A 17,743-nucleotide genomic window follows, 5' to 3' on the forward strand; every position below is an offset into this window, starting at 1 on the left:
GTCAGCGTGCCGTTTGGCGAGAGGAGTCAATTATTCCAGAGCTGCGTGCGTGAAAAAAAAGTATCTCCGCCAGTATCGAACGAAATTCCCTTTCCTTGGCGGTGTGCCAGAAATCGTCGAATCGGCCTAGCTTGCCGCCAAGCGCGTACACAACAACGAGTAACACGATTATCCCGGCTATGAGCCAGGCCGCCGGACTCGACAGACGCTTATGTACATCATCCTGGTGGCGCGAGGGCGAGAGCGCGTTGGGATCTGTGCCCTCTCCCACGACGTACGTCGTCTTCTCGACCGCATCGGCGCCGCCCAACGCCGTCTCCGAGTCCACGAATTTCGGATCGGGATGATCGTTCGTGGACCCTGTTGCCATCTTGCCGCCCCGTGTGGAGGCTAGGGTGTTCTCATGCTCAGTCGATACCCGAAGTGCGTGCCGACGCGGCGACGTAATCGCGGTCGATCTGCTTGATCACGTCGAGGCTGATCTCCTTGGGGGCACGCTTCCTGACACTCACCGAACCACGAGCAATTTCCGAACCCTTCGACATCCATCTGCTCGACCATGTCGATCACGCGACGGTCGCTCTCGGGCTGACCCTGCGGCAGCTTGCCAAGATGGGTGATTTTGGCTCCCGTGGACAACGACGATGACGCGTTGGAGCAGGCCGCGACGCATGCCCCACAACCTACGCAGGCCGCGGCATCCATTGCATGGTCGGCGCTGGACTTGCCGATCGGGATGTCGTTGCCATCCGGCGCACCACCGGTGCTCAGGCTCACGTAACCACCGCGCTGGATGATGCGGTCGCGTTGGAGCCGCACGCATTGGACCGATAAGGAGTCCGTCCCTACTCCGTCCCTATCCCGTCCCCCATCACGTCATCACGCACGAATTCACGTACAGCACTGGAATCCACTGGGACAGGATGACCAGCGCGCCCAGCGCGCTGAGTCCGACGGCGACGAGTCCGATGAATGCGCGATTGCTGCGGGCGGCGTCCATCCGGTGACCGTCCCCCGCGAGGCTCCCTAGCCTCGCTGCACGCCAGCCCACCAGCGCCGCGACGATGCAGAGAACGATCAGCGCCGCGGGTACGGCGTGCAACAGGATTCGCGATACACTGTCGAACCGGCCGCACGACCACGAAACGAGCACGTACTCGACGGCCTCGTTGGTCAGCGCCGCGAGCGGACCGCAGAGAAAGCCGAACCAGAGTGCGCCCGCACGTACGGGATGGTCCTGCAACGAACGCGACGATGCGCGGATGATCTCCATCACGTCCACCGCGGATACAGGAACAACAGCACGAACAGCGGCACCCACGCCGCAACGGTGAAGTACCAGTACAGCACGTCATCGACGACGTCGGACATCGTCCGCGCTCGTGCGCGCCCCGTCCACAATATCAGCGCGAACCCTGCATCCTCGGCGACGTCGAGAATCAGCAGAGTCGTGTGAAATCCCATCACGATCCACGCGGCCGACCCGTACGCGTCACTGTTCCATTGCGTGTTGAGAGCAGGAAATTCGTACCAGCGAAGCACGAGAATCGCCAGCTTGATCACCAGAGCGATCAGAAGCGCGATGCGCGTACCGTTCACGTCGAGCCGCCGGGCGTACCGCGCCGCGAAGAACATCGGAATGATGCTGAGCAGCATCACGATCAGTTGAATGACCGGAATGCCGAGACTCGGCAGCCGCGTTCCCTCCGGCGGATAGTGGTAGAAGTTCTTGCGCAGATAGAGATACGCAAACGCGCAGATGACGAGTGTGAGTCCTTCGGTGACCATGAAGCCGACCGTACCCCACCACGTAGTGCTGCGCGGCCCGAACGTCACGTCGGGCAGCTGAGAGACGTCGGCGACGACACGTATCGGCTTCATCGTACGTCGTCCACCATTGCGGGCCCTTTCGGCGGGTCGGGCCAGGCCCAGCCGAGCGCAATGGGAAGCGCGACGATCGTGCCGATGACAAGACCGATCGGGGCGTACACGGCGCCGATGAACGCACCACCTACCGCAAGTGCGAGCAGCAACGGCCAGATGGTATCGCCGGGCATTTCGTGCCTGCTCTCCGGCTCCGCGTTGTGAATCGTCGTTACGAGCACTTCGCGACGGTCGGTCCGAAGCCCGGTCATCACAGGTACGTCATCGCGTTGTTCCCACAGACCGTCGCGGCTCGTGACAACGGGAATGTCCGGAAAGCTGCACGGGCCTGGCGGTGACGTCGTCGCCCACTCGAGTGTGTCGGAATCCCACGGATTGTTGCCAGCGATCGCGCCTGCACGCAGCGACCTGACGACGTTGACGAGAAACACTATCACGCTGCTCGCGATTATGACCGCGCCGATGCTCGCGAGCAGGTTGAGAGTACCCCATCCAGTCGCCGCGAGATACGTGTAAACGCGTCGCGTCATCCCTTCGAGTCCCAGGATATGCATCGGAAAGAACGTCACGTTCACTCCGATCAGGAAGAGCCAGAATTGCCATTTGCCGAGCGTCTCGCTGAGCATTCGCCCGGTGACTTTGGGAAACCAGTAGTAGAATGCGCCGAAGAGAGGGAACACCGCTCCGCCGAGCAGTACGTAGTGGAAGTGGGCGACGACGAAATACGTGTCGTGTACCTGCAGATCGAACGGCACCGACGCGACCATCACTCCCGTGAGGCCGCCGATAATGAATACGATGAAGAAACCGAGCACGAATAGCATCGGCGTAGCAAGTCGCACGCGGCCGGACCACAGCGTCGCGATCCAGCAGAATATCTGCACACCGGTCGGAATGGCGATAGTGACGCTTGCCGCCGTGAAGAAACTCTCGCCGAGTTGCGGTAGCGGGGTTGCGAACATGTGATGCACCCAGAGTCCGAACGCGAGCACCGCGGTCGCCACGAGCGACAGCACCATCGCGGGATATCCGAATATCTGTCGTCGCGTGAAGGTCGTGATGATGCTGGAGATCATCCCGAGTCCGGGGATGAAGATGATGTACACCTCCGGATGCCCGAAGAACCAGAAAAGGTGCTGCCACAGTATCGCGTCGCCGCCTTCCGCGGGATTGAAGAGGTGCGTGTCGATCGCGCGGTCCATCGCGAGAAACTGGCTCGCGACAGCGACCCAGGGCATCGCGAACACGATCATGAATGACACGACGACCATCGACCAGACGAACAGCGGAATACGATTGAGCGACATTCCAGGTGCGCGCTGCTTGAACGCGGTCACGATGATCTGGATGGCGGCGATGATGCCGGCGATCTCAGTGAACGTCACGGTCTGCGCCCACACGTCGGCGCGTTTGCCCGCGGAGAATTGCGGACCGGCAAGCGGTACATATGCGAACCAGCCGACGTCGATTCCGGTGTTCATCAGGAACTCGACGTACAGAAACACGCAACCGATCAGATATGTGTAATATCCGAACGCGTTCAACCGCGGAAACGCGACCTCGCGAGATCCTACCATCAATGGGACGAAATAAAGTCCCATAGCGGTCATCATCGGAACGGCGAAGAGAAACATCATCGTCGTTCCGTGCGTGGAAAAGAACTGATTGTACAGATCGGGGCCGAGTATGTGGTTTTCCGGCCGCGAGAGCTGAAGCCGCATCATTGCGGCGTCGATCCCGCCGAGCAGGAACATCATGAACGCGGTGATGATGTAGCGCTTCGCGATACTCTTGTTGTCGGTCGTGGTCAGCCAGCCCCACAGGCCTGTGTGACTGCTGCGCCAGGTTCGTTCGAGTTCAGCCATCGCGTCGGGGTCCGCGCTCAATGGCGTGAGCGGAGCTGAAACCGGTAGCGGCGCGGCGCTCACTTGAGGCCCTCCAGGTAGGCTGTCACTGCGCGAAGATCAGCGCGAGAGAGATGGGTCGCCGGCATGTTCGCGCCGGGCTTGACGCGCTGCGGGTCCGCGATCCACGACTCCAGGTTGGAGGGAGTGTTGGGAAGGACCCCCGCCGCCAGCGTCATTCGGCTTCCCACATGTGTGAGGTTCGGGCCCATAGTCGCTCCCGCAGGCGTCCCGCCAATGGCGTGGCACATGACGCACGGCGCTGACAGAAAGACTTTCTGACCCGCCAATCGAAGCGAATCGGTGGGCAGCTGTGGTGGCTGGAGTTGGGCGTTGTACCACGCGCTGTACTGTTCCGGAGTTTCAGCCACGATGACGATCGCCATCTTCGCATGCTCCAACCCGCAGAACTCGGCGCACTGACCGCGATACACCCCTGCAGTGTCGGCCTCGAACCATGCATCGTTGTGATGGCCGGGAATGAGGTCCTTCTTGCCGTTGAGGTTCGGAATCCAGAAGCTGTGGATCACGTCGTTCGACGAAAGGTCGATCAGCACTGGACGGTGAATCGGGACGTGAATCTCGTTTGCCGTCGCAAGAAGTCGCTGCGGCGCAGTGTCCTGATACTGGACTTCCCACCACCACTGGTGGCCCACGACGTCGATCTGCAGCGCATTCGCTGCATCGCGCGGTGCGGCGACCGCGCGGCCGACACCGAAGTCGTAGAGGAGATACGCGAAGAGTATCAGTACGGTTGCCGCGGTCGCGGCGGTGACAGCGCGATGCAACGACCGCTCGCGATCCTGCGTCGCGGGGGCGGCTCCGGAGCCACGCGAGCGCCGGACCGCAGTGAACGTCGCAACGATTACGACGACGTAGACGATGACCGAGACGGTCATCATGAAGGTAAAGAGACCGAACACCGCATGTGCCGGCTCGCTCGACGGCCGAAAGACCGACTCGTGGCCTGCCCATGCCGGCGGAATCTGCAGCTGCATCACGGCATCTCGGACGCGGACGCCGGGCCCGTCGTTTTCGGTTTTCCTGTTTTGGTGTTTTGCTCCGACGACCGCCCGTACATCTCATCCGCGCGTCCGCTTCGAACGTCGCGCCTGCCGATGCCACTCATCGACCGCACGTACGCGACAAGCTGCCAGATCTGATCGTTGGTGAGCTTGCCGCGGAATGATGGCATGCCGTTGGGGCGTCCTTCCTGAATCGTCGCGAATACCTGGTCCGGATTGCTGCCGTAGATCCAGGTCATGTCCATGAGCGCCGGCCCCATCGCCCCGCCACCGTGCGCGTGACATCCCACGCAATTCATCTGCGTGAAGAGCTGTTTGCCCTGCGACATTCCGTACGCGTTTCCACCGTAGGGCCCCGGTGCACTGTCGGTCACCACCACCGGTCCGGGCTCGAGTGAAGTCACGCGAACCGCCGGTGTCGCGTTGGACGCCGGCGTTCCGTGAAATGTGCGATGCTCTCGCTCGCACGCGATCATACCGACCAGTGTGAAAAGACCAACGGTTGCGATTCGCCACATCGCCGTGACCTCCATTGCTACTGGACAGTTGGAGCGTCTGCGCAACGTGCGCATGGCGCGAGTGTCAGCGCGACGATCGCGCAGCCGAGCGGCGGCCTGATGCTACTTGATCCCGAAGACATAGAGCGCGCCGCCCTTGGTCGTGTATTTCGGGAGATCCTTCATCGCGTTGGCGAGGCCGCCGCCGGCGGTTGAATCCTTTGGATCGAGGTCGCCCGCCACAATCGCCCCCGCCCAGCCACCGACGCCGATCAGAATTGCGACGTATTGCTTGTGATCGGGCCCCACGAACGTCGTCGGTTGCCCGACGATGCCGGATGCGGTCTTGGCCTTCCAGAGAAGTCTGCCGTTCCGTGCATCCACCGCCTTGAACCAGCCATCCATCGTGCCGTAGAAGACGACATCCCCTGCTGTAACGAGCGCTCCGCTCCAAACGGGGAAACGTTCAGGAAGCGACCAGACCTCGCGCGCATGAACGGGATCCCAGGCGGAGAACACACCGCCGTTCCCACCCGCACCAGCGTAGATCTTCTCGTTCATCCCGACGTACGGAGTTCCCTCGATGTAGCTCGCAGGAACCGCCTCCGCGTCGTAGCATAGATTGTTGTGCGGCACGTACAGCAGACCGGTACGCGGTGAATACGCGGAAGGCTGCCAGTCCTTCCCGCCGGGTGGCGCAGGACAGATGTCGCGCACGGTTACGTTGAGATCCGGGTGCTTCTGCGGATTGTTGGCCGGCCGGCCGGTCTTCATGTTGATGCTGTCCACCGCGTTCACCGGTGCAAAGGCCGCGGTCGATAGAACCTCTCCGTTGGTTCGATCGATCACGTACATGTAGCCGTCGCGATCCGGATGCACGAGCACCTTTCGCGTCGTGCCGTCGATCGGAAGATTCAACAACACGTTCTCGTTTACGGCGTCGTAGTCGTGCAGGTCGTGCGGGCTCACCTGGTAGGCCCATACCGCCTCACCTGTGTCGATATCCCGCGCAAAGATCGTCGACGTCCACTTGTTGTCGCCGGGACGCTGATTCGAATTCCACGGACCAGGGTTGGCGGTACCGTAATAGATGAGATTGAGCGACGGATCGAACGACACCCAGCCCCACGCGCCACCGCCGCCAGTCTTCCACTGATCGCCCTTCCACGTGTTGACGCCGAGGTCGGTCCCGCGATCGCTAGCGTAGAACGGCTTGAAACGAGGACCGATGAGCACGTCCTTGTCGGGGCCGGTAGCGTACGCCTTCCAGATCGTGCGACCCGTTTTTGCATCGAGCGCCTGAATCCAGCCGCGCACTCCAAGCTCGCCGCCGCTGTTGCCGACGATGACCTTTCCCTTCGCAACGAGGGGCGCCATCGTCAGCGTTTCCCCGGTGTTGATATCACCGACCTTGACGTTCCACCGCTCGGCGCCTGTGTTGGCGTCGACGGCGACGACGTGGTCGTCGAGCGTGTTGTAGTAGAGCGCGCCGTCATAGTATGTCGCGCCGCGATTTACAACGTCGCAGCACGCCACCCCCTGAGCGGCGGATGCGGGGTTTGGTTTGTAGGTCCACTTCACCGGCCAGCCAGCCTTGGTGAGGTCGATGGCGTACAGGATGTCCGGGAATGGTGTTACGACGTACAGCGTGTTGTTCACGACCAGAGGCGCAGCCTCGTGTCCGCGCAAGACAGAAGTCGAGAACGTCGACACGAGAGCCAACCGGGAGACGTTCGACGCGTTGATGCTGTCGAGTCCGCTGTACCGCGTGTTGGCGTAATCCTTTGCGGGTTGCGTCCAGTCGCCGGTCTCGGGCAGAGGGTTGGCCCGTGTGTCCGTGGTTGGCGGGGTTACAACGCCGGCTGCGCGAGCCGGCTGCCGCTCACCCCGTTCCGGCGCGCTGCACGCGAGTGCGGCAAGCGCCACAACGATCACAGTTCCAGAACCCGTTATAACGCGAACCCAGGACGCTCGTCGCACGCTCCACGCTCACTCTCGTAGTGTGGTTCGCATGTTTGCACAAACCGTTCCCATGCGGTCCGGGGAGCGTGCTCGTGCGTTGTCAGTACGCGAGAGTACTCTCGGGCGCGGCTACGCGCGCACTACGCGCGCACTACGCCGAATACGTAGGCGATTGCGATCAGCAGCGCCGCAGCTATCGCGACCCAGGCAATGACACTCGGCCCCGAGCGCCCAACGCTCGGCGGCCTGTCGCGCGGTGTGAGCGCTTCCGGGCTGGTCCCGTCACCGACGACGTACGTCGTCTTCTCGACCGCATCGGCGCCGCCCAACGCCGTCTCCGAGTCCAGGAATTTCGGATCGGGATGATCGTTCGTGGACTCTCTCGCCATTGGGCCGCTCCGGTTTACTCGTTGCTGGAGGCGCGTGCCGACGCGGCGACGTAATCGCGGTTCATCTGCTTGATCACGTCGAGGCTGATCTCCTTGGGGCACGCTTCCTGACACTCACCGAACCACGAGCAATTTCCGAACCCTTCGATATCCATCTGCTCGACCATGCCGATCACGCGACGGTCGCGCTCCGGCTGACCCTGGGGCAGCTTGCCGAGATGCGTGATCTTGGCTCCCGTGAACAGCGACGACGATGCATTGGGACACGCAGCCACGCACGCACCGCAGCCGATGCAGGCTGCAGCATCCATCGCATGGTCGGCGCTCGACTTGCCAACCAGAATGTCGTTGCCGTCCGGCGCGCCACCAGTGTTCACGCTCACGTAACCACCGCGCTGGATGATGCGGTCGAAAGCGCTGCGATCCACCACCAGATCCTTGATGATCGGGAACGCACGCGCCCGCCACGGCTCGATTATGATCTCGTCACCATCCTTGAACGTGCGCATGTGCAGCTGACACGCGGCAGTGGCCCGCTGCGGACCATGCGCGACGCCGTTGATCATCATGCCGCACGATCCGCAGATCCCTTCCCTGCAATCATGATCGAATGCGATGGGTCGCTTGCCGGCGACGATCAGTTCCTCGTTCACGACGTCCAGCATCTCCAGGAACGACATGTCCGGCGAAACGTCTCGCGCTTCGTATGTCTCGATCCTGCCCGTGTCCTTTGCCGATGGTTGGCGCCAGACGTGAAGCTTGAGGTTCATTATTTGTAATTCCGCTGAGAGAGATGGATGCTCTCGAACTCGAGCGGTTCCTTGTTGAGGATCGGTGCAGCGTTCGCGCCCGCGTATTCCCAGGCGGCCACGTATGCGAAATGCTCATCGTCACGCAACGCTTCGCCATCAGGAGTCTGACTTTCCTCGCGGAAGTGCGCGCCGCATGACTCGGTACGGTTGAGTGCATCACGAACCATCAGCTCGCCGAGCTCCAGGAAGTCTGAAACGCGTCCTGCCTTCTCCAGCGCCTGATTCAATTCCGCATCAGAACCTGGAACGTTGACATCCTTCCAGAACTCCTCGCGCAGTTGCGGGATCAGCTCCAGCGCCTTGCGCAGCCCCGCGTCGTTGCGCGACATGCCGCAATAATCCCACATGATGTGGCCAAGCTCGCGGTGGATCGAGTCGACAGTGCGCTTGCCGTCGATGGAGAGCAGCTTCGACGTTCGCTCGGCGATCTCGCGCTCCGTATTCCTGAACTCCGGCATGTCGGTGTTGACGGCATTTATGCCGCCACGCGCCAGATAATCGCCGATCGTGTACGGGATCACGAAATAGCCGTCAGCCAGGCCCTGCATGAGCGCGCTGGCGCCGAGTCTGTTGGCGCCGTGATCGGAGAAGTTCGCCTCGCCCAGCGCGTACAGCCCGGGAACGGTCGTCATCAGATTGTAGTCAACCCACAAGCCGCCCATCGTGTAATGCGGCGCGGGGTAGATGCGCATCGGAACCTTGTACGGGTTCTCGTCGGTGATGCGCTCGTACATCTCGAACAGGTTGCCGTACCGCTCGGTAATTGTCTGCGCACCGAGCCTCTTGATGGCGTCCGCGAAGTCGAGATACACGCCGCGGCCCGTCTCGCCAACGCCGCGGCCCTCGTCGCACACTTCCTTCGCGGCGCGCGAGGTGATATCGCGGGGGCCCAGGTTGCCGAACGCCGGATACTTGCGCTCGAGGTAGTAATCGCGCTCGGCGGGCGGAATCTCGTTGGGCGGTCGTTTGTCGCCCTTCGCCTTGGGCACCCACACGCGGCCGTCGTTGCGCAGCGACTCGCTCATCAACGTGAGCTTGGACTGATAGTCGCCACTCACAGGAATGCACGTCGGATGGATCTGCGTATAGCACGGATTCGCGAATGCCGCCCCGCGCTTGTACGCGCGCCAGATTGCAGTTGCGTTGCAGCCGCGTGCGTTGGTCGACAGATAAAAGACGTTGCTGTAGCCGCCGGTAGCGAGCACCACGGCGTCCGCGGCGTGCGATTCGATCTTGCCGGTGATGAGGTTGCGTACCACGATACCGCGCGCTCTACCGTCGACCATGACGAGGTCGAGCATCTCGGTGCGCGGGTACATCGTCACGAGGCCCTTGGCGATCTGCTTTTCCAGCGCCTGGTATGCACCGAGCAGGAGTTGCTGGCCGGTCTGGCCGCGCGCGTAGAAGGTGCGCGACACCTGCGCTCCGCCAAACGAGCGGTTGGCGAGATGGCCACCGTACTCGCGCGCGAACGGCACCCCCTGCGCGACGCACTGATCTATGATGTTCACGGAAAGCTGCGCGAGACGATAGCTGTTCGCCTCACGCGACCGGAAGTCGCCTCCCTTGAGGGTATCGTAGAACAACCTGAAGACGCTGTCCCCGTCGTTCTGGTAGTTCTTCGCCGCGTTGATTCCGCCCTGAGCAGCGATGCTGTGCGCGCGGCGTGGCGAATCCTGGAAACAGAAGCACTTTACCGCGTAGCCGAGCTCGCTCAATGTCGCAGCCGCGGACGCACCCGCCAGTCCCGAGCCGACGACGATGACGCTGTACTTTCGCTTGTTCGCCGGGTTCACAAGCTTGATGTCGAACTTGTGCTGGTCCCATTTTTCCGCGAGAGGTCCCGGCGGAATCTTCGAGTTCAGTTCCATTACCTATCCAATCCAGCCTAGCAGGACGCCGAGTGGCACGAGAGTGAATCCGAGCCACACCACCACCGCGATCGCGACGGATAGCTGGTGCTTGAGCGGATGTGGTGAATCACCGGTGATCGAGAGTGTACGTGCGGAGCTCCATGCTCCGTGATACAGATGAAGGCCCAGAAAGACCATCGACACCATGTAGAATGCCGCAACCCACCAGACGTGGAATGCCTGTACGACATTGTGATACACGTCGCCTTCCACGTACTCACCGCCGGGATGGAACGTGCCGGTGGTGAAGTGGAGAATGTGATACACGATGAAGACGAGCAGCAGCACCCCGCCCCATCGCATGAAGCGCGACGCGAGCGTCGATGCCTGCGGCACACGCTTGGTATATCCATCAGGCCGCGCAGCGTGACTCTGCTGGGTGAGCGAGTAGGCGGCGGCGACGTGAAGGATCAACGCCACTATCAATACGACACGTGCGGCCCAGAGCAGCTCCGCCCCGGGCCCGTGCAGAAAGTGGCTGTATGAGTTGATCGCGTCCGGCCCCTTGAACGCGAGCAGGTTGCCAGTGATGTGCGCCAGCAGAAAGCCGATGCCGATGATGCCGGTGACGGCCATGACGACCTTCCTGCCGATCGTCGACCGCCAGAATCTGGTGACCTGGTTCATCCCTGACTAAAGCTTGACAGCGCGCATCGGCTCGCGAACCGCTTCCGCGCTCGCCTCGAGCGCCTTGCGTTCGTCAGCCGTAAGCTCGACCTCGTAGATCTTCTCCAGTCCCGTGCGACCGAGCTTGCACGGCACACCGAGGAAGAGATCGCGCAGCCCGTACTCGCCCTGCAGCCACGCGGCGCAAGGAAGGATGCGCTTTTGATCCTTCGCGATCGCCTCGCACATCTGCACTGCGGCAGCCGACGGCGCGTAGTACGCCGATCCGGTCTTGAGATGCTTGACGATCTCGCCGCCGCCAGTACGCGTGCGCGCGACTATTGCGTCCAGCTTTTCCTTCGAGATGAGCTGCGTGATCGGGATGCCGCTCACGCTGGTGTAGGAGATCAACGGCACCATCGTGTCGCCGTGTCCGCCGAGCACCATCGCCTGGATGTCGCGAACCGAAACGTCGGCTGCTTCGGCGAGGAAGCTGCGATACCGTGCAGTGTCGAGCACGCCAGCCATGCCGAGCACGCGCTCGCGCGGGAAGCCCGTGGTCTTCATCGCGACGTAGGACATCACATCCAGCGGATTGGAGACGATGATCAGGATCGCCTTGGGCGACGTTTTCTTCACCTGCTCGGAAACCTGCTTGACGATACCGGCATTGGTGTTGAGCAGATCGTCGCGCGACATTCCGGGCTTGCGCGCGATTCCCGCAGTTATGACGACGATGTCGGAGCCTTCAGTCTCATCGTAGCTGTTCGTTCCGATGATTCGCGAATCGAACCCTTCGATGGGAGCGGATTCCCACTGATCCAACCCCTTGCCCTGCGGAATCCCCTCAGCGACGTCCACCATCACTACGTGGCGTGCAAGCTCCTTCTCGGCGAGGCGTTGAGCGGTGGTAGCACCAACGTTACCAGCCCCGACGACCGTGATTTTATTGACCATTTAAGTGTTCGAGTCTTGAGTGAGTCCGATTTGCCAACTACTACATGCCATACTTCTAACTTAGGCGGCTAGCCCCCCGTTTGCGAGAGGGCGCGAAGGCCGCCCGTGCGCAGTTGTAGGAGCGCATGCTCGCGCGGCTTCTCTTCCAGCGCGCGCGCCACGAACGCGGCGAGCGGAATCCCGGCACGGAGCGGAGTCCGGAGATCGACCTCGTGGTCGCCGAAAAGACAGGTCCGGAGCCGGCCGTCCGCGGTAAGGCGCACCCTGTTGCACGAGGCACAATACGTATGCGAAATAGGTGTTATAACACCTATCGTTCCCAGCCCGCCTGGCGCGCGATAGTACCGCGCCGGCCCGTTGCCCAGTGCCGGCCCGATGTCGGGCAGAATGCCGCCAAGCGCAGCGTCAGCCGTCGCGAGCACCTCGTCCGAGGGGACGACGCGCTCCAATCCCGTGTCACTCATGTCGCCCACCGGCATCAGCTCGATGAAGCGCACGTGAACCGGAAGAGCGAGTGTGAGTCGCGCGAGGGACGCTATCTCGTCGTCGTTCACACCCCGCACGACGACCGTGTTGACCTTTATGGGATCGAAGCGAGCATCGATCGCTGCACGCAGCACACGAACGGGGTCGAACTTGAGATCTCGCCGAGCGATCGCAGCGATGCGGTCAGGGCGGAGCGAATCGACGCTGATATTGACACGCGTGATGCCCGCTGCGCGGAGCTCCGCGCCCATCGCCTCGAGACGCACGCCGTTGGTCGAGAGTGCGATGTCAGTGACACCATCGACACTCGCGATGCGCGACACTATGTCGCAGACGTCTCTGCGCAGCGTCGGCTCGCCGCCGGTGATCCGGATGCGACGCAGGCCGAGCGGGGCGAGCTGCGATACGACTTCGTGGATCTCCGACGCAGAGAGGATGTCGTCGCGCGGAATCCAGTCCAGTCCGCGCTCCGGCATGCAGTAGACGCAGCGGAAGTTGCACCGGTCGGTGACGGAGATGCGGAGATACTCGATGCTGCGCCCGAACTGATCGATCATGCGTGGGTGTCCTCCGGGTACGGCGAGCGCGCGTGGGCGTCCGGTGCGCACGCGTTCACCCATTCGGATGATCCGTCGGAGTAGTGCTCGCGCTTCCAGATCGGCACGCGCTTCTTGATCTCCTCTATGGCGTATCTGCACGCGTCGAACGCGGGACCGCGATGCGCATGCGCAGCTGCGATCATGACGCAGACCTCGCCGACGGCGAGATTGCCGACGCGATGGACCGCTACGATTCGGACGCCCGGTGCGATCGCGATCGCCTCGCGCACGATCGCCTGCATCTCCCGCTCCGCCATCCCCGTGTACGCGGAATATTCGAGCCCCGTGACGGTGCGCGAGTCGGAGCTGTCGCGAACCGTGCCGAGGAACGTCGCGACCGCGCCGGTATGGGGATCCCGGACCTCGTCGGTGATGGCCGCCACGTCGATGGCGGCGCCGACTATTCCCGACCTGCTCATCCGCCGGCCACCGGTGGGATCACGGCGACTTCATCACCGGCAGAGATTGCGACGTCGTCGGTCGCATACTCCTCGTTGACGGCGATGATCGGTCGTGGCGGCAGCCTGGGCGACAGGGCCGCGATCGCCGAGCGCACAGCGCCGACGGTAGCCGGATCAGGCACCGTGACCGTGGCCCGGTCGGCGCCCAGAGCGTCGGCGTATGACGCGAAGACGCGTACCGTGACGTTCACGTGACGTTCATCGGTACGCTGCGCCCATCAGGCTTCCGAGAGCTCGGTAATATCGATGTCCGCGATGAGCGCCCGCAGCTCCTTGGACGGCTTGAACACCGGAACCGGGCGCGCCGCAACCTCGACCGGGGACCCCGTGCGAGGGTTCCGGGCCATGCGAGTCTTGCGCTGCCGGATCTTGAAGGTGCCGAAGCCGCGCACCTCGATGTTCTGCTGCTCGCGCAGCGCGTCCTTTATCGCGTCGAGGAAGGTGTCGACGACGCGAGCGCAGTCTTTCTTCGAGATCGTGGGGCCGGCGGTCTGCGCAATCTGCGCGGTTACCAGCTCGACGAGGTCCGCCTTTGTCATCCCAACACCCCAATGGAATTGGCTAAGTCGTTGGAATGTATGGGTTTACTACGAAGCGCGCAAGCACTGAATCAACAGCCCGGCGTTTGGGATGACGCCGCTCGGCCAACTCCGGCTTGGGCTGTGTGACGGCGGTTTGACGATCGGCGTGGTCATCCGAATCCCATCGCGCGTAAAGGGGCCAGGCGCGGATGCATCCGCGCCCTACGCGCGCGCGCTACCGTCCCTTTACGCCGGCTTCGACGCTTTCCAGGAATTGCCTGAACAGCGGTTGGGCGTCGTGCGGTCCTGGCGCAGCCTCGGGATGATATTGAACGGCGAACACCGGCAGCGTGCGATGGCGTAGGCCCTCTACCGATTTGTCATTCAGGTTCACGTGCGTCACCTCGAGCTCGGGGGCGCCCGGAATTCCGGTGTCATCTCCCTTCACCGAGAAGCCATGATTCTGCGACGTGATCAGAACTCGCCCCGTCGCGACATCGAGCACTGGATGGTTTCCGCCGCGATGGCCGTACGGCATCTTGGTCGTCGCGCCGCCAAATGCGAGACCGATCAGCTGATGGCCAAGGCAGATGCCGAACATCGGAATACCCGAATTGGCGAGCTCGCGTACCGTCTCCGGTGCGTAAGTAACCGCGTCGGGATCGCCGGGGCCGTTGGATAGAAAGACCCCGTCCGGATGCATCGCGAGCACGTCCTTCGCGGGCGTCTCCGCAGGCACGATCGTCACTCGGCAATTGGTCTTCTCGAAGAGCCGAAGGATATTGCGCTTGATACCGAAATCGTACGCCACGATGTGATGCGGCGCGTTCGCGTCGCCCCATTCGTAGCTCTCGCCCGTGCTCACTACGGTCGCGAGATCGAGACCTTCCATCGAGGGACAGGACTCCAGCTGCGCGACAACTTCAGGTGACGGAGTCTCTCCGCGCCCGAGTATGCCTCGCATGACGCCGGCCGACCTCAAGTGCTTTGTAAGGCGGCGCGTGTCGATGTCTTCCAGAATCGGAACGCCAGCTGCGGTCAGCCACGAAAGCAGATCGCCGTCCGCCCGCCAGTTGGAATACGTCGCGGACAGCTCGCGCACGACCACGCCCGCGACCTGTGCGCGCGCGGATTCCGGGTCTTCCAGATTGACACCGTAGTTGCCGATCTGCGGCGCGGTCATCACCACGATCTGGCCGCGATACGACGGATCGGAAAAGACTTCCTGATAGCCGGTCATGTTCGTTGTGAACACGACCTCGGCCCCCTCGAGAGGCGGCTCGCCATGCAGGCGACCGTGAAAAAGGGTTCCGTCTTCGAGAAGAAGGAACCCTGGACCAACTGAGACAGCTGTCACTGAGTTCCTACTTCTTGGGCGGCGTTGTGGCAGGCGCCGGACTGGCAGGATTCGCCTGTGCCGGATTCGCCGGCGTGAGCGGTATCGCCGGAGCAGCAGAGCTTGGCGATGGTACTGTCAACGGAGCCGGTGCGCCCAGCTTGCCCTCGAGGACCGACTTGGGTGCGCGCTGCTGCGTCGACATCAGCTGAAGGATGAAGGCGAGCGCGAGGAAGAGACCGCCGCCCCACCAGGAGATCTTGGTGAGCAGATTGCCGGCCTGTCGTACTCCGATGAAGGAGTCAGGCGAAGAGCTGGCACCGCCGAAGCTGGCGGATAGACCCTGACCGGTCCCGCTTTGCAGCAGAATCGCCACGATCAGGATGATGCTGACCAGGATCAGGAGGAATAGGAGAAATGTGTACATGTAGCCCTTAAATCTAGACTATGCGGAGCATATCGACAACCAGCTATCCGGCTCCAGGCTGGCTCCGCCCACGAGAACGCCGTCCACGTCGTCCGCAGCCAGAATCTGCTCGACATTGGCGGGCGTGACGCTGCCTCCGTAAAGGATCCGGACTTCTGCGGCGCGGTCGCCGACCAGATCGCGCAGGACGTTCCGGAGGACGCCGTGCGTCTCGGCCGCGTCCTCGGGAGTCGCGTTCTTGCCGGTGCCGATGGCCCAGACGGGCTCATACGCGATTACGGACGTCGTGAGCTCGACCTGGTCCAGCTGCGCAAGGCCAGCGCGGAGCTGGCGCGTCACGACGGCGGCCGTCTCGCCGCGATTGCGTTCATGCAGTGTCTCACCCACACAAAGCAGCGGTGTCATTCCCGAGCGCTCGACCATTGCACACTTCTTCGCCGTGTCCTCATCGCTCTCGCCGAAAACGTGCCTGCGCTCCGAATGTCCGACCAGCACGTAATCGGCGCCGGCGTCCTTCGCCATCGGCGCGGAGTTTTCGCCGGTGAACGCACCACGTTCGGCGTAGTACACGTTCTGAACACCGAACTTGAACGGCGACGGATCGCCAGCCGCAGCGCGAGCGGATGCAAACGAGAGCGCTGGTGGGAAGATGATCATCTCGACGTCGAAACGACGCCAGCGATGCCGTAATTCCGAGACGATTCCAGCGGCCGCTGTCGGGCCGTGGTTCATCTTCCAGTTCGCTGCGAATATCTGCTGTCTCATGCGTCGTCGAGCGACGTTACGCCGGGCAATTGCTTGCCTTCCAGAAACTCGAGCGACGCGCCTCCGCCGGTGGAGACGTGACTCATCTTCGATTGAAGTCCGGCTTCGGCAACCGCAGCGGCGGAGTCGCCACCGCCGACTATCGTTGTCGCGCCTTTTGCGGTCGCGTCGGCCATCGCGCGCGCGATTGCGATAGTACCAGCGTCGAACGGCGGTTTCTCGAAAACGCCCATCGGCCCGTTCCACAAAACGGTCTTTGCCGACGCGACCGCACGTGCATACGACTCCGCAGACGCTGGCCCGATATCATACATGGCTTCGCCGGCCGGGATCGCGTCACGCTTTACCGCGTGCGCCTTGCCCGTGTCATCCAAGCTGGGCGCAACCATCGCGTCGTGCGGCAGAATCAATCGTGTGCCTGACGTCTCGATCAGCTCGTGCGCGAGATCGACCTTATCCGGCTCGACGAGCGACTTGCCGACTTCATAGCCCATGGCCTTGTAGAACGTGCACGCCATCGCGCCACCGATCAGCAGCGCGTCGACTTTCGGAAGCAGCTCGCGTATGACGTCGATCTTGCCTGAGATCTTGGAACCGCCGAGTATGGCGACGAACGGGCGCTTGGGATCGGCAAGTGCGCCGCCGAGGTAGTCCAGCTCCTTCTGCATGAGCAATCCGGCAACGGCGGGATGCAGATACTTCGCGACACCGGCAGTGGATGCATGGGCGCGATGCGCCGCGCCGAACGCATCGTTCACGAACACGTCGCCGAGCTCTGCGAGCGTGCGCGCGAGACCGTCGTCGTCCGTCTCCTCGCCGGCGAGGAAGCGCGTGTTCTCCAGCAGGAGAATCTCGCCGTCGACCATTTCGTGCGTGGCCTTGATGGCCTCGTCGGTATCGGTCATCTCGCAGAACACAACGTGATGACCGCTCAGCCGCTCGAGCACGTCGGCGACCGGCTGCAGCGAATAGCGCTCGTCGGGCTTGCCCTTGGGCCGTCCGAGGTGCGAGAGCACAACGGGACGGCCACCGCGCTTGAGGATGTAATCCAGCGTAGGCAGCGACGCACGGATCCGCGTGTCATCTGTCACGTTACACTTGTCATCCAGTGGAACGTTGAGATCGAGCCGCACGAGTATGCGGCGCGAGCAGAGCAGCGAATCCGGAAGATCCTGCAGCGTCTTCTTTTTCACGGGCGA

20 protein-coding genes and 1 pseudogene are annotated in these 17,743 nt (G+C 62.5%); all 21 read right to left on the reverse strand.

Translation table 11 applies throughout. From position 1 onward, the window contains the following. Position 1: 1 nt before the first annotated feature. Complete coding sequence (locus V4529_02870) at positions 2–370, reverse strand: hypothetical protein (GenBank protein MES2357265.1); 369 nt, start codon at positions 368–370, stop codon at positions 2–4. Positions 371–407: 37 nt separating this feature from the next. Then, a pseudogene (locus V4529_02875) lies at positions 408–804 on the reverse strand (4Fe-4S dicluster domain-containing protein). 67 nt (positions 805–871) lie between these two features. Continuing rightward, entirely contained in the window at positions 872–1,273 is a 402-nt protein-coding gene (locus tag V4529_02880; GenBank protein ID MES2357266.1) for a hypothetical protein, read from the reverse strand. Continuing rightward, on the reverse strand, positions 1,273–1,881 hold the full coding sequence (locus V4529_02885) for a cytochrome C oxidase subunit III (protein ID MES2357267.1): 609 nt from the start codon (positions 1,879–1,881) through the stop codon (positions 1,273–1,275). The genes V4529_02880 and V4529_02885 overlap by 1 nt, the downstream gene beginning before the upstream one ends. After that, positions 1,878–3,749, reverse strand: a complete 1,872-nt coding sequence (gene ctaD / locus V4529_02890) for a cytochrome c oxidase subunit I (GenBank protein ID MES2357268.1) — start codon at positions 3,747–3,749, stop codon at positions 1,878–1,880. The genes V4529_02885 and ctaD overlap by 4 nt, the downstream gene beginning before the upstream one ends. A 59-nt stretch (positions 3,750–3,808) precedes the next feature. Further along, positions 3,809–4,786 carry a cytochrome c oxidase subunit II gene (gene coxB, locus V4529_02895; protein ID MES2357269.1) on the reverse strand — a complete coding sequence of 326 codons (978 nt, stop codon included), beginning with the start codon at positions 4,784–4,786 and terminating at the stop codon, positions 3,809–3,811. Beyond that, positions 4,786–5,331, reverse strand: a complete 546-nt coding sequence (locus V4529_02900) for a c-type cytochrome (GenBank protein MES2357270.1) — start codon at positions 5,329–5,331, stop codon at positions 4,786–4,788. Before V4529_02900 ends, coxB begins: the two co-directional genes overlap by 1 nt. A gap of 102 nt (positions 5,332–5,433) precedes the next feature. Continuing rightward, on the reverse strand, positions 5,434–7,290 hold the full coding sequence (locus V4529_02905) for a methanol/ethanol family PQQ-dependent dehydrogenase (protein ID MES2357271.1): 1,857 nt from the start codon (positions 7,288–7,290) through the stop codon (positions 5,434–5,436). Positions 7,291–7,412: 122 nt separating this feature from the next. After that, a complete protein-coding gene (locus V4529_02910; GenBank protein ID MES2357272.1) occupies positions 7,413–7,661 on the reverse strand; it encodes a hypothetical protein in 249 nt (82 codons plus the stop codon). Positions 7,662–7,675: 14 nt separating this feature from the next. After that, a complete protein-coding gene (locus V4529_02915; GenBank protein ID MES2357273.1) occupies positions 7,676–8,431 on the reverse strand; it encodes a succinate dehydrogenase/fumarate reductase iron-sulfur subunit in 756 nt (251 codons plus the stop codon). Continuing rightward, a complete protein-coding gene (locus V4529_02920; GenBank protein ID MES2357274.1) occupies positions 8,431–10,344 on the reverse strand; it encodes a fumarate reductase/succinate dehydrogenase flavoprotein subunit in 1,914 nt (637 codons plus the stop codon). The genes V4529_02915 and V4529_02920 overlap by 1 nt, the downstream gene beginning before the upstream one ends. A gap of 3 nt (positions 10,345–10,347) precedes the next feature. After that, complete coding sequence (locus tag V4529_02925; protein ID MES2357275.1) at positions 10,348–11,013, reverse strand: succinate dehydrogenase cytochrome b subunit; 666 nt, start codon at positions 11,011–11,013, stop codon at positions 10,348–10,350. A 6-nt stretch (positions 11,014–11,019) separates the two neighbouring features. Beyond that, positions 11,020–11,949: a malate dehydrogenase gene (gene mdh, locus V4529_02930; protein ID MES2357276.1), complete on the reverse strand. Its 930-nt coding sequence runs from the start codon at positions 11,947–11,949 to the stop codon at positions 11,020–11,022. 68 nt (positions 11,950–12,017) lie between these two features. Next, positions 12,018–12,992, reverse strand: coding sequence for a GTP 3',8-cyclase MoaA (moaA, locus tag V4529_02935; protein ID MES2357277.1), 975 nt, complete (start codon positions 12,990–12,992; stop codon positions 12,018–12,020). Next, complete coding sequence (locus tag V4529_02940) at positions 12,989–13,453, reverse strand: molybdenum cofactor biosynthesis protein MoaE (GenBank protein MES2357278.1); 465 nt, start codon at positions 13,451–13,453, stop codon at positions 12,989–12,991. The genes moaA and V4529_02940 overlap by 4 nt, the downstream gene beginning before the upstream one ends. Then, entirely contained in the window at positions 13,450–13,686 is a 237-nt protein-coding gene (locus V4529_02945; protein MES2357279.1) for a MoaD/ThiS family protein, read from the reverse strand. Before V4529_02945 ends, V4529_02940 begins: the two co-directional genes overlap by 4 nt. Before the next feature lie 27 nt (positions 13,687–13,713). Next, complete coding sequence (locus tag V4529_02950; GenBank protein MES2357280.1) at positions 13,714–14,034, reverse strand: HU family DNA-binding protein; 321 nt, start codon at positions 14,032–14,034, stop codon at positions 13,714–13,716. A gap of 217 nt (positions 14,035–14,251) precedes the next feature. Next, positions 14,252–15,373 (reverse strand): glutamine-hydrolyzing carbamoyl-phosphate synthase small subunit, encoded by a 1,122-nt coding sequence (gene carA, locus V4529_02955; protein MES2357281.1) that lies wholly within the window; start codon positions 15,371–15,373, stop codon positions 14,252–14,254. Positions 15,374–15,380: 7 nt separating this feature from the next. Then, a complete protein-coding gene (gene secG, locus V4529_02960) occupies positions 15,381–15,779 on the reverse strand; it encodes a preprotein translocase subunit SecG (GenBank protein MES2357282.1) in 399 nt (132 codons plus the stop codon). Between the two features lie 18 nt (positions 15,780–15,797). Further along, on the reverse strand, positions 15,798–16,544 hold the full coding sequence (gene tpiA / locus V4529_02965; GenBank protein ID MES2357283.1) for a triose-phosphate isomerase: 747 nt from the start codon (positions 16,542–16,544) through the stop codon (positions 15,798–15,800). Next, entirely contained in the window at positions 16,541–17,737 is a 1,197-nt protein-coding gene (locus tag V4529_02970; GenBank protein ID MES2357284.1) for a phosphoglycerate kinase, read from the reverse strand. The genes tpiA and V4529_02970 overlap by 4 nt, the downstream gene beginning before the upstream one ends. Positions 17,738–17,743: the final 6 nt, after the last annotated feature.

The sequence above is a fragment of the Gemmatimonadota bacterium genome (genome assembly GCA_040388625.1).
In the GTDB taxonomy this organism is placed as follows: Bacteria; Gemmatimonadota; Gemmatimonadetes; order Gemmatimonadales; family Gemmatimonadaceae; genus Fen-1247.